19 protein-coding genes and 3 tRNA genes are annotated in these 19,094 nt (G+C 74.9%); 11 read left to right on the top strand and 11 right to left on the bottom strand.

Annotation, left to right across the window (positions count from 1 at the left end):
* Positions 1-162: 162 nt before the first annotated feature.
* The 3 genes from NFX44_RS18735 to NFX44_RS18745 form a co-directional block, all read right to left on the bottom strand.
* Positions 163-780, bottom strand: coding sequence for an alpha/beta family hydrolase (locus NFX44_RS18735; RefSeq protein ID WP_262284841.1), 618 nt, complete (start codon positions 778-780; stop codon positions 163-165).
* A gap of 102 nt (positions 781-882) precedes the next feature.
* Positions 883-1,275 carry a WhiB family transcriptional regulator gene (locus tag NFX44_RS18740; protein WP_262284842.1) on the bottom strand — a complete coding sequence of 131 codons (393 nt, stop codon included), beginning with the start codon at positions 1,273-1,275 and terminating at the stop codon, positions 883-885.
* Between the two features lie 209 nt (positions 1,276-1,484).
* A complete protein-coding gene (locus NFX44_RS18745) occupies positions 1,485-2,192 on the bottom strand; it encodes an SOS response-associated peptidase (protein ID WP_262284843.1) in 708 nt (235 codons plus the stop codon).
* 102 nt (positions 2,193-2,294) lie between these two features.
* Between NFX44_RS18745 and aroA the strand changes: the two genes are divergently transcribed.
* The 4 genes from aroA (at position 2,295) to NFX44_RS18765 (ending at position 6,515) form a co-directional block, all read left to right on the top strand.
* Positions 2,295-3,596, top strand: a complete 1,302-nt coding sequence (gene aroA / locus NFX44_RS18750; protein ID WP_262284844.1) for a 3-phosphoshikimate 1-carboxyvinyltransferase — start codon at positions 2,295-2,297, stop codon at positions 3,594-3,596.
* 205 nt (positions 3,597-3,801) lie between these two features.
* Positions 3,802-4,710: a ribosome small subunit-dependent GTPase A gene (rsgA, locus tag NFX44_RS18755; protein ID WP_262284901.1), complete on the top strand. Its 909-nt coding sequence runs from the start codon at positions 3,802-3,804 to the stop codon at positions 4,708-4,710.
* A 59-nt stretch (positions 4,711-4,769) separates the two neighbouring features.
* Positions 4,770-5,588, top strand: a complete 819-nt coding sequence (hisN, locus tag NFX44_RS18760; protein WP_262284845.1) for a histidinol-phosphatase — start codon at positions 4,770-4,772, stop codon at positions 5,586-5,588.
* A 60-nt stretch (positions 5,589-5,648) separates the two neighbouring features.
* Entirely contained in the window at positions 5,649-6,515 is an 867-nt protein-coding gene (locus tag NFX44_RS18765) for a hypothetical protein (protein ID WP_262284902.1), read from the top strand.
* 1 nt (position 6,516) lies between these two features.
* Here the strand turns inward: NFX44_RS18765 and NFX44_RS18770 are convergent, their stop codons facing one another.
* Entirely contained in the window at positions 6,517-7,770 is a 1,254-nt protein-coding gene (locus tag NFX44_RS18770; RefSeq protein WP_262284846.1) for a glycosyltransferase, read from the bottom strand.
* A 236-nt stretch (positions 7,771-8,006) separates the two neighbouring features.
* Here NFX44_RS18770 and NFX44_RS18775 point away from each other — a divergent pair, with 236 nt between their 5' ends.
* The 3 genes from NFX44_RS18775 to NFX44_RS18785 all read left to right on the top strand — a co-directional run bounded on the left by NFX44_RS18775 (position 8,007) and on the right by NFX44_RS18785 (position 10,445).
* Positions 8,007-9,005: an SDR family oxidoreductase gene (locus tag NFX44_RS18775; protein WP_262284847.1), complete on the top strand. Its 999-nt coding sequence runs from the start codon at positions 8,007-8,009 to the stop codon at positions 9,003-9,005.
* 59 nt (positions 9,006-9,064) lie between these two features.
* Entirely contained in the window at positions 9,065-9,793 is a 729-nt protein-coding gene (locus tag NFX44_RS18780; RefSeq protein ID WP_262284848.1) for an ATP-binding protein, read from the top strand.
* Positions 9,794-9,872: 79 nt separating this feature from the next.
* Positions 9,873-10,445, top strand: coding sequence for a DUF5709 domain-containing protein (locus NFX44_RS18785; protein ID WP_262284849.1), 573 nt, complete (start codon positions 9,873-9,875; stop codon positions 10,443-10,445).
* Positions 10,446-10,448: 3 nt separating this feature from the next.
* Here the strand turns inward: NFX44_RS18785 and NFX44_RS18790 are convergent, their stop codons facing one another.
* Entirely contained in the window at positions 10,449-11,081 is a 633-nt protein-coding gene (locus NFX44_RS18790) for a response regulator transcription factor (protein ID WP_262284903.1), read from the bottom strand.
* An 11-nt stretch (positions 11,082-11,092) separates the two neighbouring features.
* Positions 11,093-12,217, bottom strand: a complete 1,125-nt coding sequence (macS, locus tag NFX44_RS18795; protein ID WP_262284850.1) for a MacS family sensor histidine kinase — start codon at positions 12,215-12,217, stop codon at positions 11,093-11,095.
* Between the two features lie 114 nt (positions 12,218-12,331).
* On the opposite strand from macS, the gene NFX44_RS18800 reads away from it, so the two are divergent.
* The gene (locus NFX44_RS18800) at positions 12,332-12,796 is read left to right on the top strand and encodes an ATP-binding protein (protein WP_262284851.1); all 465 of its coding nucleotides are present in this window, start codon (positions 12,332-12,334) and stop codon (positions 12,794-12,796) included.
* 21 nt (positions 12,797-12,817) lie between these two features.
* Here the strand turns inward: NFX44_RS18800 and NFX44_RS18805 are convergent, their stop codons facing one another.
* Both NFX44_RS18805 and NFX44_RS18810 read right to left on the bottom strand, forming a co-directional pair.
* Positions 12,818-13,756: a ribose-phosphate pyrophosphokinase gene (locus tag NFX44_RS18805; protein ID WP_262284852.1), complete on the bottom strand. Its 939-nt coding sequence runs from the start codon at positions 13,754-13,756 to the stop codon at positions 12,818-12,820.
* Between the two features lie 54 nt (positions 13,757-13,810).
* Positions 13,811-14,644 (bottom strand): phosphoribosylaminoimidazolesuccinocarboxamide synthase, encoded by an 834-nt coding sequence (locus tag NFX44_RS18810; RefSeq protein WP_262284853.1) that lies wholly within the window; start codon positions 14,642-14,644, stop codon positions 13,811-13,813.
* Positions 14,645-14,762: 118 nt separating this feature from the next.
* Here NFX44_RS18810 and NFX44_RS18815 point away from each other — a divergent pair.
* The 3 genes from NFX44_RS18815 (at position 14,763) to NFX44_RS18825 (ending at position 18,381) form a co-directional block, all read left to right on the top strand.
* Positions 14,763-14,825: transfer RNA gene (locus tag NFX44_RS18815), tRNA-OTHER, on the top strand.
* A 566-nt stretch (positions 14,826-15,391) separates the two neighbouring features.
* Positions 15,392-16,930, top strand: a complete 1,539-nt coding sequence (locus NFX44_RS18820; RefSeq protein WP_262284854.1) for a TROVE domain-containing protein — start codon at positions 15,392-15,394, stop codon at positions 16,928-16,930.
* A 128-nt stretch (positions 16,931-17,058) separates the two neighbouring features.
* On the top strand, positions 17,059-18,381 hold the full coding sequence (locus tag NFX44_RS18825) for an ABC transporter substrate-binding protein (protein WP_262284855.1): 1,323 nt from the start codon (positions 17,059-17,061) through the stop codon (positions 18,379-18,381).
* A 44-nt stretch (positions 18,382-18,425) separates the two neighbouring features.
* Here the strand turns inward: NFX44_RS18825 and NFX44_RS18830 are convergent, their stop codons facing one another.
* From NFX44_RS18830 to NFX44_RS18840, 3 genes are all read right to left on the bottom strand, one after another.
* The gene (locus NFX44_RS18830; protein WP_262284856.1) at positions 18,426-18,674 is read right to left on the bottom strand and encodes a hypothetical protein; all 249 of its coding nucleotides are present in this window, start codon (positions 18,672-18,674) and stop codon (positions 18,426-18,428) included.
* A gap of 111 nt (positions 18,675-18,785) precedes the next feature.
* Positions 18,786-18,859, bottom strand: a tRNA-Met gene (locus NFX44_RS18835).
* A gap of 125 nt (positions 18,860-18,984) precedes the next feature.
* Positions 18,985-19,058: transfer RNA gene (locus NFX44_RS18840), tRNA-Met, on the bottom strand.
* Between the last annotated feature and the right edge of the window lie 36 nt (positions 19,059-19,094).

A 19,094-nucleotide genomic window follows, 5' to 3' on the forward strand; every position in this document is an offset into this window, starting at 1 on the left:
AGGGTGGCCCCGGACGCCCGAACCGGGCGCCCGACACCACCCGTAGCAACGACCCGCCGCCACCGACGGTCACGCCGACCCCTCCGCCGCCGCGTGTCGCCCCTCCACCGCTCGGCGCCCCGGGCCTTCCGGGCCGAGCCGCCGGCGACGTCGCGGGGACGGTCAGGCGGGAAGCCAGCCCCGGGCGCGGAGCCAGTCGCGGACGACTCCCGCCGTGGCCGCCGGGTCGCCGCGGAGGTCGTGCCGCTCGCCCGGACGGGTCACCACCTCGACGCCGGCCCCGGGCTCGGGCACCCCGAACGGGTCCCGGTCGCCGTTGACCACCAGCGTGGGCAGGCCGGTGCGCAGTTCCTCGGCCCGCGAGCGTTCCGGCCGCCCCGGCGGGTGCAGCGGGAACGCCAGCGCGACGATGCCGGCCGCGCCGACCGCGTGGGCGGTGCGGCAGGCGACCCGGGCGCCGCTGGACCGGCCGCCGACCACCCAGCGGGCCGCCTCGGGGTGGCGGGTTCTGAGTTCGGCCAGTACGGCCGTCCACGCCTCGTCGAGGTGTCCGGCCGGGGCGGGGGCGCGCCGGCCGGCGACCCGGTACGGCTGGGTCACCCGGACCACACCCGCGCCGGCGTCGACCAGCGCGTCCCGGACCGCCACCAGGTCCGGGGCGTCCACGTCGCCACCGGCCCCGTGACCGAGCACCAGCACGGTGGCGCCGCCGGCCACCGGCGGATCGATGTGGACCCGGGCCGGTCCGCGGGGTGTCCCGATCTCGTCACTGTGCCGCACGGGCCCATTCTGCGGCCGGCCCGGCGCGCGGCTGTCGTCCGGTGCGGAAACAGCGTCGCCCGCGTCTCCCGGCGGGGAGACGCGGGCGGCGGCCGAACGGCATCAGCTCGACGGCACCAGCGTGAGCAGGCGGTCGCGGACCGGTGGGCCGGCCTCGTCGAGGACGTCCGGATCCGGCTGCACCTCGCTGCGCCAGGCGACCAGCATGGCCCGCCGCTCGCGGGGTGTGGTGCCGCCCCAGACGCCGTGGCAGTCACCCACCTCCAGGGCCCAGGCGAGGCAGGACCCCTGGACGTCGCAACTGCGGCAGAGCGCCACGGCCGCGTCGGCCGGTTCGTTGGGCGCCGGAAAGAACGTCTCCGGATCCACGCTCTGGCAGGTTCCTCTGGTCCGCCACGCCTCGTCGTGGCGCCGCTCGCGCAGGGCCCGCAGCAGTCGCGGATCTCGCCGCGCGGCGGCCACCTCGTGCGGGCGGGGCATGCGTGCCCGTGTCAATACACCCACCTCCCCCGTGGGACCGGCAAAGATCATGGAAGATCGATGGGTGTCATCCGCCCCGTGCGAACAGACCCCAACACCGGCGCTGTGTTCTATCGCACTTGCGCAGGCGGGGACAAGAGCCTTCGGTAAACATGGCTAAACGGCCGGGCGACGTTTCAGGCGCAACCCCGGCAAATCAGCACACGACAATGTGCTGAGCGTGATCAGAACAGGGTCATTTCCGTCTCGGCCTCCGCACGCGCCAGGGGGACCCGGGCGGTCAGCTCCGGGCCGTCGTTGCGGACGTCGCCGACCGCCGGCGAGACCGGGCGGATCTCCAGCCCCGCCAGCCAGGCCGGGGCGGGCGGCGCGAGCAGCTCGGCGGGCTCGGCGGCGGCGCCCAGCCAGGCCGCCCAGCGCTCCCGGGGCAGCAGCAGCGGCATCCGGTCGTGCACCTCGGCCAGCTCGCCGACCGCCGCGGTGGTCAGCACGCTGAACGTGAGCCGCGCCTCGCCGGCCGGCTCCCAGACCGACCAGATGCCCGCGAAGGCCAGCACCGAGCCGTCGCGCGGGGTCATGAAGTAGGGCTGCCGCCGGCCGTCGGCCTGCCGGACCCACTCGTACCAGCCGTCGGCCGGGACCAGGCAGCGGCGGCGGGCGAACGACGGGGCGTACGCCCGGCTGGTGGCGATGGTCTCCACCCGCGCGTTGATCATGCGGGCGGCGCCGGCGGCGGTGCGGGACCAGTGTGGCACCAGCCCCCAGCGGCCGACGGAGAGCAGCCGGTGCCCCTCCGGAGCCAGCCGGACGAGCGGCACGGGATCGGTCGGGGCGACGTTGAAGTCCGGGCCGACCCCGCCGGTCTCGTCGGACGACTCGAACAGCGCGCTCAGGTCGCCCGCGCTCCGGGTCGTCGCGTACCTCCCGCACATGGCGCCAACGCTAACCCGCCGGCGGCGTTCCGGCTGTCCCGCCAACCGGGAGCAGGAGCGACGGGCGGTTCCACCGGCCCGCGGAGTTGGCAGAATGTGAGCGTGGGGAATCTGACCGCGACCCGGCCGCCGCAGCCGTGGACCGCGCCGACCGCGAGCGACCCGGTCGCCGCGACGCTGCGCCTGCCCGGCTCCAAGTCGATGACCGCCCGGGCCCTGGTGCTCGGCGCGCTGGCCAGCGGCCCGTCGACGCTCGACCGGCCGCTGCGCGCCCGGGACACCGAGCTGATGGCCGGCGGCCTGCGCGAGCTGGGCGCGCACATGTCCGTGTCCGACGACGACCGCTGGCTGGTCCGGCCGCACCCGCTGGTCGGCCCGGCGCACGTCGACGTCGGCCTGGCCGGCACGGTGATGCGGTTCCTGCCGGCGGTGGCCGGCCTGGCCGAGGGCCGGGTCACCTTCGACGGCGACCCGCACGCCCGGACCCGCCCGCTCGGCCCGCTGATCGGCGCGCTGCGCTCCCTCGGCGTCCGCATCGACGCCCCGCCGGTCGGCAGCCTGCCACTGGTCGTCCTCGGCGCCGGCCGGGTCACCGGCGGCGAGGTGGTCATCGACGCCTCCGCCTCCAGCCAGCTCGTCTCCGGGCTGCTGCTGGCCGGGCCGCGCTTCGACCGAGGCGTGGTGGTCCGGCACGAGGGGCCCCCGGTGCCGTCCGCTCCGCACCTGCGGATGACCGTGCAGATGCTGCGCGCCGCCGGGGCAGCGGTCGACGACACCACGCCCGACGTCTGGGCGGTCGAGCCCGGCCCGCTGACCGGGCGCGGCTGGGAGATCGAGCCCGACCTGTCCGGAGCGGCGCCGTTCTTCGCCGCCGCCCTGGTCACCGGCGGCGAGGTGACCCTCCAGGGCTGGCCGCGCAGCAGCCTCCAGCCGGTCGAGCAGCTGCGCGGGCTGCTGCACCGGATGGGCGGCGAGGTGATCCTGGGCACCGACGGGCTGACCGTGCGGGGCACCGGCACGGTCCGCGGGCTGGACGCCGACCTCTCCGACGTCGGCGAGCTGACCCCGGTGCTGACCGCGCTGGCCATGCTGGCCGACTCCCCGTCCCGGCTGACCGGCGTGGGCCACATCCGGGGGCACGAGACCGACCGGGTCGCCGCCCTGGCCAAGGAGTTCGCCGCGCTGGGCGCGGACCTCACCGAGACCACCGACGGGCTGGAGATCCGGCCCCGCCCGCTGCGCGGCGGGACCTTCCGGACGTACGACGACCACCGGATGGCGCACGCCGCGGCGGTGGCCGGGCTGGCGGTCCCCGGCATCGAGGTCGACGACGTGTCGTGCACCTCGAAGACCATGCCGGAGTTCCCGGCGCTATGGTCGGGGATGGTGACGGGTAAGAGCTGACGACGGGGGGGACGTCCTGGCGACGAAGCGGCGGGAGTACGACGAGGACGACGTCCGGGTCCGACCCGGCAGGTCGTCGCGCCCGCGCACGCGCACCCGTCCCCGTCACGAGGACGCCGTGGACGGGTTCGTGATCGCCGTCGACCGGGGGCGCTACACCTGCGTGTTCCTCGACGCCGAGCCGGACTCCCCGACCGTGACCGCCATGCGGGCGCGCGAGCTGGGCCGCAAGTCGGTGGTGGTGGGCGACCGGGTGGGCCTGGTCGGCGACACCTCGGGCGCTCCCGGGGCGCTGGCCCGGATCGTCCGGATCGCCGAGCGCCGCTCGGTGCTGCGGCGGACGGCGGAGGACGACGCCACCACCGCCGAAGGACGGCTGGAACGGGTGGTCGTGGCCAACGCCGACCAGCTCGTGATCGTCAGCGCACTGGCCGACCCGCCGCCGCGCACCGGGTTCATCGACCGCTGCCTGGTGGCCGCGTACGACGCCGACATCGAGCCGCTGCTCTGCCTCACCAAGGCCGACCTGGCCGGCCCGGAGGCGGTGCTCGGCTACTACACCGAGCTGGAACTGCCGTACGTGCTGATCCGGCCGGACTCCGACCTGGCCGCGCTGCGCGCGCTGCTCGCCGGGCGGGTGTCCGTCATGGTCGGGCACTCCGGGGTGGGCAAGTCGACGCTTGTCAACCGCCTCGTGCCGGAGGCTGACCGGGCGGTCGGCACGGTCAGCGCGATCGGCCGGGGCCGGCACACCTCGACCAGCGCCGTGGCGCTCGGGCTGCCCCCGCACCCGCAGGGCGACCCCGGCTCGGCGCAGTCGGCGCCGGGCTGGATCATCGACACCCCGGGCGTGCGCAGCTTCGGGCTGGCGCACGTGTCCGCGGAGAGCCTGCTGCACGGCTTCCCGGACCTGGTGGAGGCGACTGTCGACTGCCCGGCCAACTGCCAGCACACCGCCGAGGAGGCGGACTGCGCGCTGGACGCCTGGGTGGCCGCCGGCAAGGCGGACCCGCGCCGGCTGGCCTCGTACCGCCGGTTGCTGGCCTCCCGCAGCGGCGAGGGTGACGCGCGCGAACCGGAGCGGAACCCCGGCGACCCGCTCGCCGGTTCCTGAGCGGCGGGACCCGGGCTCCCCGCGCGTCACGGCGGCACGGGCGTCGCTAGCGTGTCCGCATGACCGGGTACGCCGACGACCTCGCCCTCGCCCACCGGCTCGCCGACGCCGCCGACGCGGTCGCCACGGCCCGGTTCCGCGCCCTCGACCTGCGGGTCGAGTCGAAGCCCGACCTGACCCCGGTGTCCGACGCGGACACGGCCGTGGAGCGGGAGATCCGCGCCCTGCTGGCCGCCCACCGTCCCGGCGACGGCCTGCTCGGCGAGGAGTACGGCGAGCAGCCCGCCACCGGCCCCGACGGGCGGCGCTGGGTCGTCGACCCGATCGACGGCACCAAGAACTTCGTCCGGGGCGTACCCGTGTGGGCCACCCTGATCGCGCTGCTGGAGGGTGACCGGCCGGTGCTCGGCCTGGTGTCCGCCCCGGCGCTGCACCGGCGCTGGTGGGCGGCCCGCGGGGCGGGCGCCTTCGCCGGCCCCGACGCGGCCTCCGGCGCGCCGATCCGGGTCTCCGGGGTGACCACCCTGGCCGACGCCAGCTTCTGCTACTCCTCGCTGACCGGGTGGGAGGAGGCCGGCCGGCTGGACGCGGTCCTCCAGATCATGCGGGACGCCTGGCGCAGCCGGGCCTACGGCGACTTCTACGGCTACATGCTCCTGGCCGAGGGGGCGCTGGACGTGATGGTGGAGCCGGAACTGTCGCTCTGGGACATCGCGGCGCTGGTCCCGATCGTCACCGAGGCGGGTGGCACGGTCACCGATTTGGCCGGGCGACCGTCCCCGGCCGGGGACGGCTCCGGCGAGCACAGCGCCGTAGCCAGCAACGGCGCGCTGCACGACGACATCCTGGCCCGGCTCGGCCGGCCGGCCGAGCGCTGACCCGCCGGCAACCTCTATCCTCGCCAGGTGGTGTCCTCCGGTTGGTGCTTCCTGGCGGCGATGATCGTCGCGTACGGCTTCGCCAATCTCCTCCAGTCGGTGGCCGCGGCGCGGACCACCGTGCACCACACCTTCGATCCGGGGCTGCTGCTCCGGCTGGCCGGCCACCGGACGTACCTGGTCGGGCTCTCCTGCCAGGTGGTCGGTTTCGTGCTGGCCTTCCTGGCCCGCCGCGACCTGCCGCTGTTCCTGGTCCAGGCCAGCGTGGCGGCCGGGCTGGGCGTGACCGCCGTGCTCGGCGTGCTGGTGCTCAAGTGGCGCCTGCCGGCCGCCGAGGTGGCGCTGCTGGTACTCCTGTTCGGGGGGATCATCGCGCTGGTGCTGGCCGCCGAGCCGGCGCCGTCCCGGCAGCTCGGCACGGCCGGGCTGGTCGGCCTGGCGGTGGCGCTCGGGGTGATCGCCGTGCTCGGCTTCTTCGCCGCCCGCCTGCACGGCGCGCCCGGCTCGGTGACGCTGGGCGCGCTGGCCGGGATGGCGTTCTCCGCCGCCGCGGTGGCGGCCCGCCCGCTCGCCTCGGCCGACTCGGCGGAGGCGTTCGTCCGCGACCCGCTCCTCTACCTGCTGATCGTCCACTCGGTGGTCGGCCAGCTCCTGCTCGGCCTGGCCATGCAGCGCGGCTCGACCACGGCCGCCGTGGCCGCCATGGACGCCGCCGGTGCGGTGCCCGCGGCGATCGTCGGCCTGCTGCTGCTCAACGACCGGATCTGGCCCGGCCGGGAGTGGCTGGCCGGGGTCGGCTTCCTGGCCACGCTGGCCGCGGTGGTCGGCCTGACCCGCTACGCCGAGCCGCAGCACCACCACGCGGTGGCCCGGAACCGGGAGCGTTCCATGATCGGCGCCGGCTCGGCCGTCCGCGCCCGGCGTTGACTCAGGCCGCCTCGACCGGTCCGCGCTGGTCGGCGGCGACCTCGACGGGGCGGGTGACCGCGACCGCCGGCTCGGCTGGCTTGCGGCGCCCGATCACCCGCTCGTAGAGCCGCTCCAGCGCGCCCGCCGTCCGTTCCCACGTGTAGCTGCACCGGACCCGGTCCACGGCGGCGTGCCCGTACGCGAACCGCCCGGCGTTGTCGGCGAGGATCCGGCGCAGGGTGACCCCGAGGGTGCGCACGTCCCCGGGCGGCACCAGCTTGCCGGTCACCTCGTCGACCACCGCGTCGGCGATGCCACCCATGGCGTAGCCGACCACCGGGACGCCGCAGGCCATCGCCTCCAGCGACACCCGGCCGGCCGACGAGTAGTGCGGGGTGCAGGCGACCACGTCGGCGGAGCGGTACCAGGTGGCCATCTGGTCGTGCGGGACCGCGCCGACCAGCTTCACCTGGTCGGCCACCCCGGTCCGCTCGGCCAGCTCGCGCAGCCGGCGCGCCTCGGCGTGGTCGGCGAGCTGCTCGGCCGGCGGGCCGCCGGCGATCACCAGCTCGGCGTCGCCGACGAGCCGCATGGCCCGGATCAGGTCCTCCTGACCGTGGCCGGCCGCGAGCCCGCCGACGGAGAGGATGCGGGCCCGCTGGTCCCGGGGGGCCGCCTCGCCGTCCGGATGGAACTGCGCGGTGTCGACCCCGGTCGGCACCATGGCCACCGAGGTGCGCTGGAGTCCCATCCGGGTCAGCTCGTCGACCTCGTCGTTGCACTGGGCCACGGCGATGTCGACGGCCCGGGTCAGCGCCCGTTCCAGCGGGATCCGCTCCCCCGGACCGTCGTACCGGCCGCCGAGGTGGCGAAGCTGCTCGACGCCGAGGGAGTGGAAGGTCTGCACCACCGGGATGTCGGTCTCCCGGACGGCGTGGGCGGCGGCCAGACCGCCGACCCAGTAGTGCCCGTGCACCACCTCGGGGGCCCAGCCGTCGGACCACCGCTGGGCCAGCCAGCGGCCGAACTCGGTGACGTACGGGACCAGTTCGGCGGTGGGCAGCGGGGCGGGCGGGCCGACGGGGACCCGCTCCAGGTGGTAGCCGTCCACGTCCACGGACTCCTGGCCCTGCGCGTCGCGGCGCTCGTACACCCGGACGTCGTGGCCCCGTGCGGCGAGTTCGGCCGCCACCCGCGCGATGTGCTGGTGGGTCCCGACGGTGGGACCGTCGACGGACGGGCCGGCGTGCGCACACACAAGGCCGACGCGCATGGTGCACCTCCATGCGTTCTCGCGAGCGGTGGGTCCTCCGGTCAGAGGGTCCCATTAACCCGGCCCCGGTGCGCCGAAACCTGGCAGATCGGGTGCGGACCGGCGGACCGTTCCACGGGTGGGACAGCGCGGCCCGGTCGGGTCTGGTGACAATCTGCCCCGGCCGGGCGCGCGGCAACCGTGATCCGGGCGACTCCGGCGGCATGACCGGGCCGGACCGGGGGTACCGGCGAAGAATGCCTCTCACCCGCAGCCTCGACGACGCCACCGTCGTGATCACCGGCGCCTCCAGCGGGATCGGCGCGGCCACGGCGTACGCGCTGGCCCGGCGGGGCGCCGACGTGGTGCTGGCCGCCCGGACCGAGGAGGCGCTGCGCCGGGTCGCCGACCGCTGCCGGCAGCTGGGCGGGCGGGCGCTGGTGGTGCCGACCGACGTGACCGACCCGGAGGCGGTGGAGCGGCTCGCGGCGCGGGCGGCGGGCGAGTTCGGGCGGATCGACGCCTGGGTCAACAACGCGGCGGTGGGCACGGTGGGACTCTTCGACGAGATCCCGGTGACCGAGTTCCGCCGGGTGGTCGAGGTGAACCTGCTGGGCACCGTCCACGGGACCAGGGCCGCGCTGCCCTGGCTCGACGCGGCCGGCGGCGGCGTGCTGGTCAACAACGCCTCGGTGCTGGCCGAGGTGGCCATGCCGTACCAGTCGGCGTACAACGCCACGAAGCACGCCATCCGGGGGCTGGCCGACACGGTCCGGCAGGAGCTGCGGGTCACCGGGCGTGGCCACATCTCGCTCTGCACGGTGCTGCCGGCCAGCATCGACACCCCGTTCTTCCGGCACGCCGCCAACCACACCGGGCGGGAGCTGACCCCGCCGCCCCCGGTCTACCCGCCGGACCTCGTGGCCGAGACGATCGTCCGGCTGCTGCGCCGGCCGCGCCGCGAGGCGTACGCCGGGGGCGCGGCCCGGCTCATGGGGCTCCAGTGGCGGCTCGCCCCGGCGCTGGCCGAGCGGGCGCTCGGCTGGTACACGGCGCGCACCCAGTTCGGCCCGGGCGTACGCCTGGACGCCACCGGCAACGTGTTCCACGCCGACGCGGAGGCCGAGCGGACCGACGGCTGGCAGGGCCGGCGGGCGCAGCTGATCCGGCTGACGGCGGCCTTCGGGCTGGCGGCGGCCGGCACCGCCGTCGGCACCATGGCGGCGATGAGTCGGCGTTCCCGGACGGCACGCTGATGGGTCCCGCCGACCGGACTGATGCGCGACGGGGGGCGGCCATGCACAATGGGACGATCATGCCGATGGACGTGCGCTGCCTGGTCGAGACCGACGAGTTCTCGGCGGTCGTCCGGCTGACCGGCGTGCTGGACCGGGCCGGGCTCGACGCCGTCCGGGACGCGCTGCTCGCCCGGCTCTGGCAGCGACCGGGCGCGGCGATCGTCGACCTGTCCGGGGTGCGGATCGCCGATCCGGCGGCCCGGGCCCTTCTCGACGAGGTGCACCGCGTCGCCGTCGACTGGCCCGCCGCCGACCTCCTGGTGTGTGACCCGGCCGGGCAGCCGGAGGGCGCCGCGCCGGTCCACCGGTCGCTCGACTCGGCGCAGGCCGCGCTGGGCGAGGCGCCGCAGGCCGCGGTGCTCGCCGCCGACCTGCCCCCGGTGGTGGCGGCGGCCCGGGAGGCCCGGGCTCTGGTCACCGAGGGCTGCGCCCGGTGGGGCGTGCCGGAGTTGGCCGAGCCGGCCTCCATCGCGGTCACCGAGATGGTCAACAACGTGGTGGCGCACGCCCGGACTCCCATGACGGTCCGGGTGGCGCCCCGGGACAGTGCCCTGCACCTGGCGGTCCGGGACCACTCCGCGCGGCGGCCGGCCTACGCCGGGCTGGCCCCGGTCACCTCCACCGGCGGCCGGGGGCTGCTGCTCATCGACACGGTCGCCCGCCGCTGGGGCAGCACTCCGCTTCCGGACGGCAAGGTCGTCTGGTGCGTCCTGCACGCCGAGGACGAGGCCACGCTCCGGAACTGAGGCCCTTTTCGCCCCGTTCCTCCCGATCCACCCCGCCGGTGGCGGTTAATGCGGCAAGCCCAGTGGGTAGTTCCCCGTCATGCGCGACAACGAGTTCCCCACCCCCGTGTCCGACACCGAGGCGAACGGCCTGCCCGACACCGCCGACGACGACTCGACCGCCAACGACGACGTCCTGACCGGGCGCGAGGCGGACGGACCGGATCCCGCCCAGCTGCCCGCCGACCGCACCCCCGTCGCCGTGGACCGCTTCGGCACCACCGCCGAGGAGCAGCTCGACGGCGAGTCGCTGGACTACAAGCTCCAGCGCGAGCAGTACGAGCGACCCGCCGACGACCCGCTGGCCGGCTCGGTCGACCCGGACATCGCGGCCGAGGCGGACAGCGAGGAGGCCGCCGCGCAGGCCCAGCTCGACGCCGACGTGATCGACCCGGGCCCGACCTCCGACCCGCACTCCCCGGTCTCCATCTACGACCACGGCCAGCTCGGCACCGTCGCCGACCACGAGGTGGGGCGGCTGGTCGAGCCGGACGAGGGCGTACACACCGACCAGGAGACCGACAACGTCGCGTACGACGCCGGCGCGGCCGGTGGCGGGGCGACCGCGGAGGAGCTGGCCGTCCACGAGACCCGGCCGCCCGAGGCGAGCTGAGCCTCAGCCGTCCAGGCCCCGCTCGATCGCGTACCGGGTCAGCTCGACCCGGTTGTGCAGCTGGAGCTTGCCGAGCGTGTTCTGCACGTGGTTCTGCACCGTCCGGTGGGACAGCCCGAGCCGCTCGGCGATCTGCTTGTACGACAGGCCCTTCGCCACCAGGCGCAGCACCTCGGTCTCCCGCTCGGTGAGCCGGGGTGCCTCGTCGTGCGGGGCGGCCGGCGTCGCGGCCAGCCGCCGGTACTCCCCCAGCACCAGCCCGGCCAGGCCCGGGGTGAAGACCGGCTCGCCGGCCGCCGTGCGGCGCACCGCGTCCAGGAACTCGGCCGGCGCGGCCGACTTCAGCAGGTAACCCGTGGCGCCGGCCTTGACCGCGTCCAGCACGCTCTGCGGCTCGCCGCTGGCCGACAGCATGAGCACCCGCACCCCGGGCAGCGCGGCGCGCAGCCCCTGGACCACCTCGACGCCGGAGACGTCCGGCAGTTGCAGGTCGAGCACGACCACGTCGGGGCGGGCCGCAGCGGCCACCCGGACCGCCTGCCGCCCCTCCCCGCTGGTCGCCACCACCAGGTGGCCGGCCTCGGTGAGGTCGCGAGCGACGCCCTCGCGCCACATCGGGTGGTCGTCGACCACCATCACGCGGATGCTCACCGGCCCTCCCGCGGCACGGTCAGCTCGATCTCCGTGCCGGCGCCCGGGGCGGAGACGATGCGCACCTCGCCGCCGAGGTCGGCGACCCGGCCCCGGATCGACTGCGCCACCCCGAGCCGGCCCTGCGCGGCGGCCTGGGCCAGCCGCCCCTCCGGGATGCCCGGCCCCTCGTCGCGTACCGAGACGGTCACCGTCTCCCCCTCGTCCTCGATCAGCACCCAGGCCCGCCCGCCGGCGTGCCGGGCCACGTTGTCCAGCGTCGCACCGACGGCGGCGGCCAGTTCGTCGGCCACCCGTGCGGGCAGCGGCACGGGGGTGGCCGGCGCGGCCACCTGGACCGTCGTCGAGGCGTACCGGTCGAGCAGGTCACGCAGGTCCCGGGCGTCGCCCGCGCCGCCCGGCGCGGCGCCCGCCCGGCCAATCAGCGCGCGCAGCGCGGCCTCCTGCTCGCCGGCCAGCCGGGCCAGCTCGGCGGCCTCACCGTCCAGGTCCGCCCCGCGCCGCCGGACCAGTGCCAGCACCTGGAGCACCGAGTCGTGGATGTCCCGGGCCAGCCGCTCCCGCTCCCGGGTGGCCGCCTCCAGCTCCACCGCCCGCTGCAGCCGCGCCTCGGCCTCCACGGCGAGCCGGGCCACGTGCCCCACCACCACGCCGGCCAGCAGCATGAGGATCACCCCGGTGAGCGCGGACTGGCTGATCCGCTCGCGGGTGGCCAGGTCGGTCCCGCCGAGCACCAGCGCGGCCACCGCGCCGCGCCGCCGGCCGCCGGACACCGCCCAGGCCAGCACCGGTCCGGCCAGCCAGGCGACGGTCAGGGTGGGCACGCCGGCGGCGAGCGCCGCGCGGCCGACCACCCACGGTGTGGCCAGCATGATCGCCAGCACCACGCCGAGGTCGGCCAGGAGCAGCGGCCACCGCCGTCCGGCCGGGCGCGCGTAGCCGGCCGTGGTCGCCCCGGACCAGGCCAGCATCCCCAGGAGTACGCCGCCGGCGGCGACCGGGTGCGCGTAGCGGCCGGCGTCGCGGAGCACCAGCACACCCACGTACGCCAGCGATGCGAAGCGGAACACCGCGATGGACCGCCAGAGCGGGCCTTCCAGGCCACCGGGGGACGACGGCATGCCGGACACCCTGCCACAGCCGCGCACGGGCGGGCCGTGAGGTGCGGTGCGAGAAACCCTGACGTACGGTGGAAATGCCGCGAAAATCACCGCACGCCATCGCCGGGACGGGCCATGACAAACGCAGAATCCCCCGCACCGCGTACGGTTGTGCCCATCGAACCTTCCCTCCTCATCGCCGAGGCCTTCGACCAGGCCGAGGTGACCGCGCTACGGCATTCGGTCACCTCGTGCTCGCACGCGGCGGGGTTGACCGGGCAACGGCTGGACGACTTCGTGCTGGCGGTCAACGAGCTGATCACCAACGCGGTCCGGCACGGCGGCGGCCAGGGCCGGCTGCGGCTGTGGCGCCGGCCCGGCGAGCTGATCTGCGAGGTCGCCGACCACGGCCAGGGGATCAGCGTGCGGCGGCTCAGCGAGCGCGCCCGGCCGGCCCCGGACACGGCCGGCGGTTGGGGGCTGTGGCTGGCCCGGGAGCTGAGCGACACCATGGCGGTGGAGACCGGCGAGGCCGGCACGATCGTCCGGATCACCGCGGCGCTGGCCGCCCAGCCCGTCACCCGCCCGGCCGACGACTGACCGGGCGGGCCGCGCCCGGCCTCAGCCGAAGAGGGCGCTCACCGACTCGCCGTTGTGGATCCGCCGCATCGCCTCGGCCAGGGCCGGCGCCACCGACAGCACCTCCAGCTTCGGCACCCGCTTCTCCTCCGGGATCGGCACCGTGTTGGTGCAGACGACCTCCAGCACCCCGTCCTGCTCGCTCAGCCGCTTCAGCGCACCGCTGGAGAAGAGGCCGTGGGTGCAGGCCAGCCGGATCGACCGGACCTTGCGCTCGCGCAGGTGGCTCATCAGCTCGATGACCGTGCTGCCCTTGGCGATCTCGTCGTCCAGCACGATCACGTCCCGGTCCGCCACGTCACCGATGACCGTGCTGATCTGCACCCGGTCGTCGCTGTACCGCTGCTTCGCGCCGGCCGCCACCGGGGTGCCGAGCATCCGGGCGAACGCCGCCGCCTCCTTGGCGTTGCCCAGGTCCGGCGAGACCACGACGGTGTTGCTCAGGTCCCGCCCCTTGAAGTGGGCGGCCAGCTCGCGCAGCGCGTGCAGGTGATCCACCGGCACGCTGAAGAAGCCGTGCACCTGCGGCGAGTGCAGGGTCATGGCGAGCACCCGGTGGGCGCCGGCCGAGGTGAGCAGGTCGGCGACCAGCCGGCCGCCGATGGAGATGCGCGGGGCGTCCTTCTTGTCCGACCGCGCGTACGCGTAGTGCGGCAGCACCACGGTGATCCGGCCGGCGGAGGCGCCGCGGGCCGCGTCGATCATGAGCAGCAGCTCGACCAGGTGCTCCTGCACCGGCGGCACCAGCGGCTGGATGAGGAAGACGTCGCGCTCCCGGCAGTTGGCCTGCAACTGCACCTCGAGGCAGTCGTTGGCGAACCGGGACACCCGCACCGGGTGCAGGGGAACGTCGAGGTGGGCGCAGATCTCGGCGGCGAGGTCCGGGTGGGCGGTCCCGCTGAACACGGCAATGTCACGCACGTCTGCTGATCGTACGGGTGGGTCGTGCCGCGGCGGTGGACCCTCCGGCGTGCCTCAGGCCCAGCGGTTGCCGGTGAGCTTCTCGTAGACCTCGACGTAGCGGGCCCGGGTCGCCTCGACCACCTCGGCGGGCACCTCGGGGGCGGGCGGCTGCCGGTTCCAGCCGCCGCCGGTGGCCCAGTCGCGCACGTACTGCTTGTCGAACGAGAACTGGGCGCGACCCGGCTGGTAGGACTCGGCCGGCCAGAACCGGGACGAGTCGGAGGTGAGCAGCTCGTCGGCGAGGATCAGGGTGCCGTCCGGCGTCCAGCCCAGCTCGATCTTGGTGTCGGCGATCAGGATGCCCCGGTCGGCGGCGATCTCCGCGCCCCGCCGGTAGACGTCGATGGTGATCTGCCGCAGCCGCTCGGCCGTCTCGGCACCCACCTTGTCGACCACCTCGGCGTAGGTGATCGGCTCGTCGTGCTCGCCCTTGGGCGCCTTGGTCGACGGCGTGAAGATCGGCTCGGGCAGGATGGACGCCTCCACCAGGCCACGCGGCAACTCGACGCCGGAGACCGCGCCGGTGCGCTGGTACTCGGCGAAGCCGCCGCCGGTGAGGTAGCCCCGGGCGACGCACTCGACCGGGACCATGTCCAGCCGCCGGCAGCGGATCGCCCGGCCGGCGAACTCCGCGGGCACGTCGGTGGCCGAGATGACGTGGTTCGGCACCAGATCGGACAGCTGCTCGAACCACCACAGCGACAGCGCGGTGAGCAGGCGGCCCTTGTCCGGGATCGGGGTCGGCAGCGCCACGTCGTAGATGGAGACGCGGTCGGAGGCGACCAGGATGAGGTCCTCGCCGTCGGCGTAGACGTCCCGAACCTTGCCCGAGTGCAGAAGTTCCACGGCGCTAGTACACCATGCGTCAACGAGGCGCCCGGCCCGGCCACCGGCCATCCCGGCCGACGGGGATTTTGGCTTGCCGAGATGCGAGACGTCCCCTACCGTCCGTTCCGCACCTCCCGGTGCGCAGGCAACGGCTACTTCCGCTCATAACGGGGAGACGCGGGTTCGAATCCCGCCGCCGCCGTTCGGCGGTGTCGACCAGTGGCCCAGGTCACCTACGGCCCGCAAGGGCCGGTCGCCGTCGCCGCTCCGATCTCGGGAGCTGCGCCTTCACGCCGCATACCCGGTGCGACGGACACGGCTACTTCCCTGGTAAGGGGCCGTCGAGGCCCTGCGGTTCGAGCCCGCTGACGCCGTGTCCAATCTTGATCTCGGGTATGCGGCGTGATCGTCATCTCCGCTCATGATCACGAGATGGCAAACCCTGTTGCCCGCCACCGCCACCGCACCTAGCGTCGTGCGCGCACCTCCCGGTGCGAAGGTGACGGTTACATCTTGGAGGGGTCCACGACCCCGGTGAAGAGCCCGTCCGTCACCGGCTTCCGATCTCGGGAGGCGCCACCACGCCGCACACCCGGTGCGCAGGCGACGGCTACTTCGGGATCCGCAGGTTGGGGGTTCGAGTCCCCCGAGGCCCTCGGGCTGACAGCTCGATCGGACAGAGCGGCGGACAGTCCGTCACCGACTTCGACCTCGGGTGTGCGGTGCGATGGCGTCCTCCCGGCCGCGACCGACACGGGGGACCCGATGGCCAAGTTCAACCTGAAGCTGCCCCGCAACCGGCACGGGGCCGCCGGGACCGAGACCGCCGAGGGCGCGCCGGGTTTCACCCGCGAGCCGCGCGCCGAGCTTTTCCTGCTGAGCGTGTCGAACATGGTCGGTGAGGACACCTTCTACGAGGGCGCCGCCGACCGGGATGCCCGGTTCCGCGATCTGGTCGCCGCCGTGGCGGTCGCCGACCCCGACTGGTTCGCCCGGTTCGTGCGGTGGCTGCGCACGGGTGCCCTGCTGCGGTCGGCGTCGGTGGTGGCGGCCCTGGAGGGCGCCCGGGCGCAGGTCGCGGCGGGCATCCCGGGCTCACGGGCCGTCGTGGACGCCGCGTTGCAGCGTGCCGACGAGCCGGGCGAGGCGCTGGCGTACTGGCTGGGGCGGTACGGCCGGGCGCTGCCGAAGCCGGTCAAGCGCGGTGTCGCGGACGCCGTCGTGCGGCTGTATCACGAGCGCAGTCTGCTCAAGTACGACTCCGAGGGCAACGCCGTGCGGTTCGGTGACGTCGTCGACCTGACCCACCCGACGGCGAAGGACGAGCGGCAGGGCGACCTCTTCCGGCACGCGCTGGACCGGCGGCACCAGCGCGACAATCCGCTGCCGGCGTCCCTCACGGTGCTGGCGGCCCGGGCCGAGCTGATGGCGCTGCCGGTCGAGCGGCGCCGGGAGGTCACCGACCCGGCGGTGCTCGGCGCGGCCGGCATGACGTGGGAGGCGCTCGCCGGCTGGCGGCAGACCACCATGGACGCCGCCGCCTGGGAGGCGGTCGTACCGACCATGGGCTACCTGGCGCTGCTGCGCAATCTGCGCAACCTCGACCGGGCCGGTGTCGGTGACGCGGTCGCCGAGACGGTGGCGGCCAAGCTGTCCGATCCCGGCGAGGTCGCGAGGTCGCGCGTCCTGCCGATGCGTTTCCTGTCGGCGTACAACGCCGCGCCGAGCCTGCGGTGGGCGTACCCGCTGGAGAAGGCGTTGCAGCACGCGCTCGCGAACGTGCCCGCACTGGACGGCCGGACGCTGATCCTGATCGACACGTCCGGGTCGATGACCAGCGGATTCAGCAAGGACGGGTCGCTTCGCTGCTGGGACGCGGCCACCGTGTTCGGCCTCGCGCTGGGCGCCCGGGCGCAGGACCCGACCGTCGTGTCGTTCTCCAACGCCAGCAGGGTGTTCCCGACCGTGGCGGGCGAGTCGGTGCTGGCCGCCGTGCGCCGGTTCAAGGACGGCGGCTACTTCTACGGCGGCGGGACCGAGACCGAGAAGGCGGTCCGGACGCACTACGACCGGCACGACCGGGTGGTGATCCTCACCGACGAGCAGGCCCACTGGCACGGCTCGACGGACGTGGCGGCCGCGGTGCCCGCACGCGTTCCCGTGTACACCTGGAACCTGGCCGGATACCGGGTCGGGCACACGCCGACCGCCGGGAACCGGCACACGTTCGGCGGTCTGTCCGACGCCGCGTTCGCGATGATCCCGCTCCTGGAGGCCGGGTCCCGCGATCAGTGGCCCTTCTGATCTCCGCCGGCGGCGCCGGCCTCACAGGCCGGCGCCGCGCGGTGCGGGACGCCCGGCGTTGACACCCGAGCCCGGGGCCTGTGTAAATGATCCGTCCGCAGCAGCCGCCCGCACCCCCGGAGAGACCTGTGCGCGCACCGCAGTCCGTACCCCGCCCCGGCATCGGCCGGCGGCGGCTGCTCGGCGCGCTGACCGGGCTGCCGCTGCTCGCCGGCGGGCTGGCCGGCTGCGGCCCGGAGGAGGAGGACGCTCCGGTCGAGGACGGCCCGATCGAGCTGTCGGTGTTCTGGTGGGGCGGGACCCGCCGGGCCGAGGCCACCGAGAAGGCGCTGCGCCTCTACTCCCAGCAGAACCCCCGGGTGAGCTTCCGGGTGACCTGGCAGGGGCTGACCGGCTACTACGACCGGCTGGCGACCCAGGCCACCGGGGGCAACGTGCCCGATCTGTTCCAGATCGACGACACCCTGCTCACCGAGTACGCCCGCCGGCAGATCGTCCTCGACCTCAGCCCCTGGGTCGCCGACAACCGGCTCGACCTGCGCGGCCTGCCCGAGCACCTGGCCCGGTACGGCCGGGTGGACGAGCGGACCGTGGCGGTGCCCGCCGCGCAGACCAGCGCGGCGCTGGTCTACAACCGCGACCTGCTGCGCCGGCTGCGGCTGCCCGAGCCGCACACCGGGATGTCCTGGCGGGAGTACGCGCGGTGGGCCGCCCGCGTCACCCGCACCTCCGGCAACCGGGTGGCCGGGACCATGGACCCGTCCGGCGACTACCGCGCGCTGTGGCTCTGGCTGCGCGGCCAGGGCAGCGAGCTGTACCAGGGGCGGCAGCTCGGCTTCAGCTCCGGGGAGCTGCTCGACTGGTTCGAGTTCTGGGAGGTCGCCCGGTACGACCGGGCCACCCCCAGCGCCGCCCTGGTCGAGCAGGCGGACAGCGGCGAGCTGGCCCGCCAGCTCGTGGTCACCGGGCACGCGGCCGCGTCGTTCGCCTGGTCGCACCAGCTGCCGGAGCTGCAACAGCTCACCGACGACGACCTGGGCCTGGCCGCCTTCCCGGGCACGCCGGCGGCGCAGTGGCCCCGGGCGTCGATGTACTGGACGGCGTACCGCGGCAGCCGCCACCCGGGGGTGGTGGTCGACGTGATCAACTTCCTGACCACCAACGTGGCCGCCGGCCGGATCCTCGGCATCGAGCGCGGCCTGAACGCCGCCGTGCCGGTCCGCACGTTCGTCGTCGACGGCGTCACCGACCGCACCGAGAAGCGGGTGGTGGCGCTCGGCGCCGACCTGGACCAGCTGGCCGGGCCGGCGCCCACGCCGCCGCCCAAGGGGCACGCCAAGGTGCGTACCCTGCTCATCGACGCGGCCGAGAGCATCCGCGCCAAGCGCTCGGGTGCCCGGACCGCGACCTCGCGGTTCATGGCGCAGGCGACCGCCGCCCTGGCCGAGTGAGGGCGCCCGCCGCGCCCGGGGCGCGGCGGGCGGACCGGTTCCCGTCAGCGCGGCGGGCCGCCACGCCGGCCCCGCATGAGGCGCAGCACCAGCAGCACGATCACCACGACCACCACGAGGCAGCAGAGCAGCCCGAGGAAGCCGAAACCACCCCGGGACCGGCGCCGGGCGGCCTCCACCACCAGCTCACCCGTGCCCGTGGAGGCCCAGGCCGCGACCGGCACGAACACCGAGAGCACGACCGCACCGAGGACCGCGCTGAGGCGGCCCCACCACTTGTTCCAACCAGACATGCACCCATCCTTGCCGAGAAGCGCAACAGCGGCAGGACGGACGGACCGGATCACGTCGCCCGGAGAAAGCGAAAGGCCCCGGAGTTCCCTCCGGGGCCTTTCCTGAACGAGTAGCGGGGACAGGATTTGAACCTGCGACCTCTGGGTTATGAGCCCAGCGAGCTACCGAGCTGCTCCACCCCGCGTCGGCTTCTACAGCCTATCTCATGTCCGCCGTGGAGATCAGCCGGGTTCCCCGATCCGCCACGCCGGGCCGCACCCGGCATGACGAAGGGCCCCGGAGTTTCCTCCGGGGCCCTTCGTGAACGAGTAGCGGGGACAGGATTTGAACCTGCGACCTCTGGGTTATGAGCCCAGCGAGCTACCGAGCTGCTCCACCCCGCGTCGGCTCGTTAACCGTAGCGCACCGGCCCCACGGGG

Origin of the sequence: Micromonospora sp. MA102 (assembly GCF_025460765.1) — a bacterium.
GTDB lineage: Bacteria > Actinomycetota > Actinomycetes > Mycobacteriales > Micromonosporaceae > Micromonospora > Micromonospora halotolerans.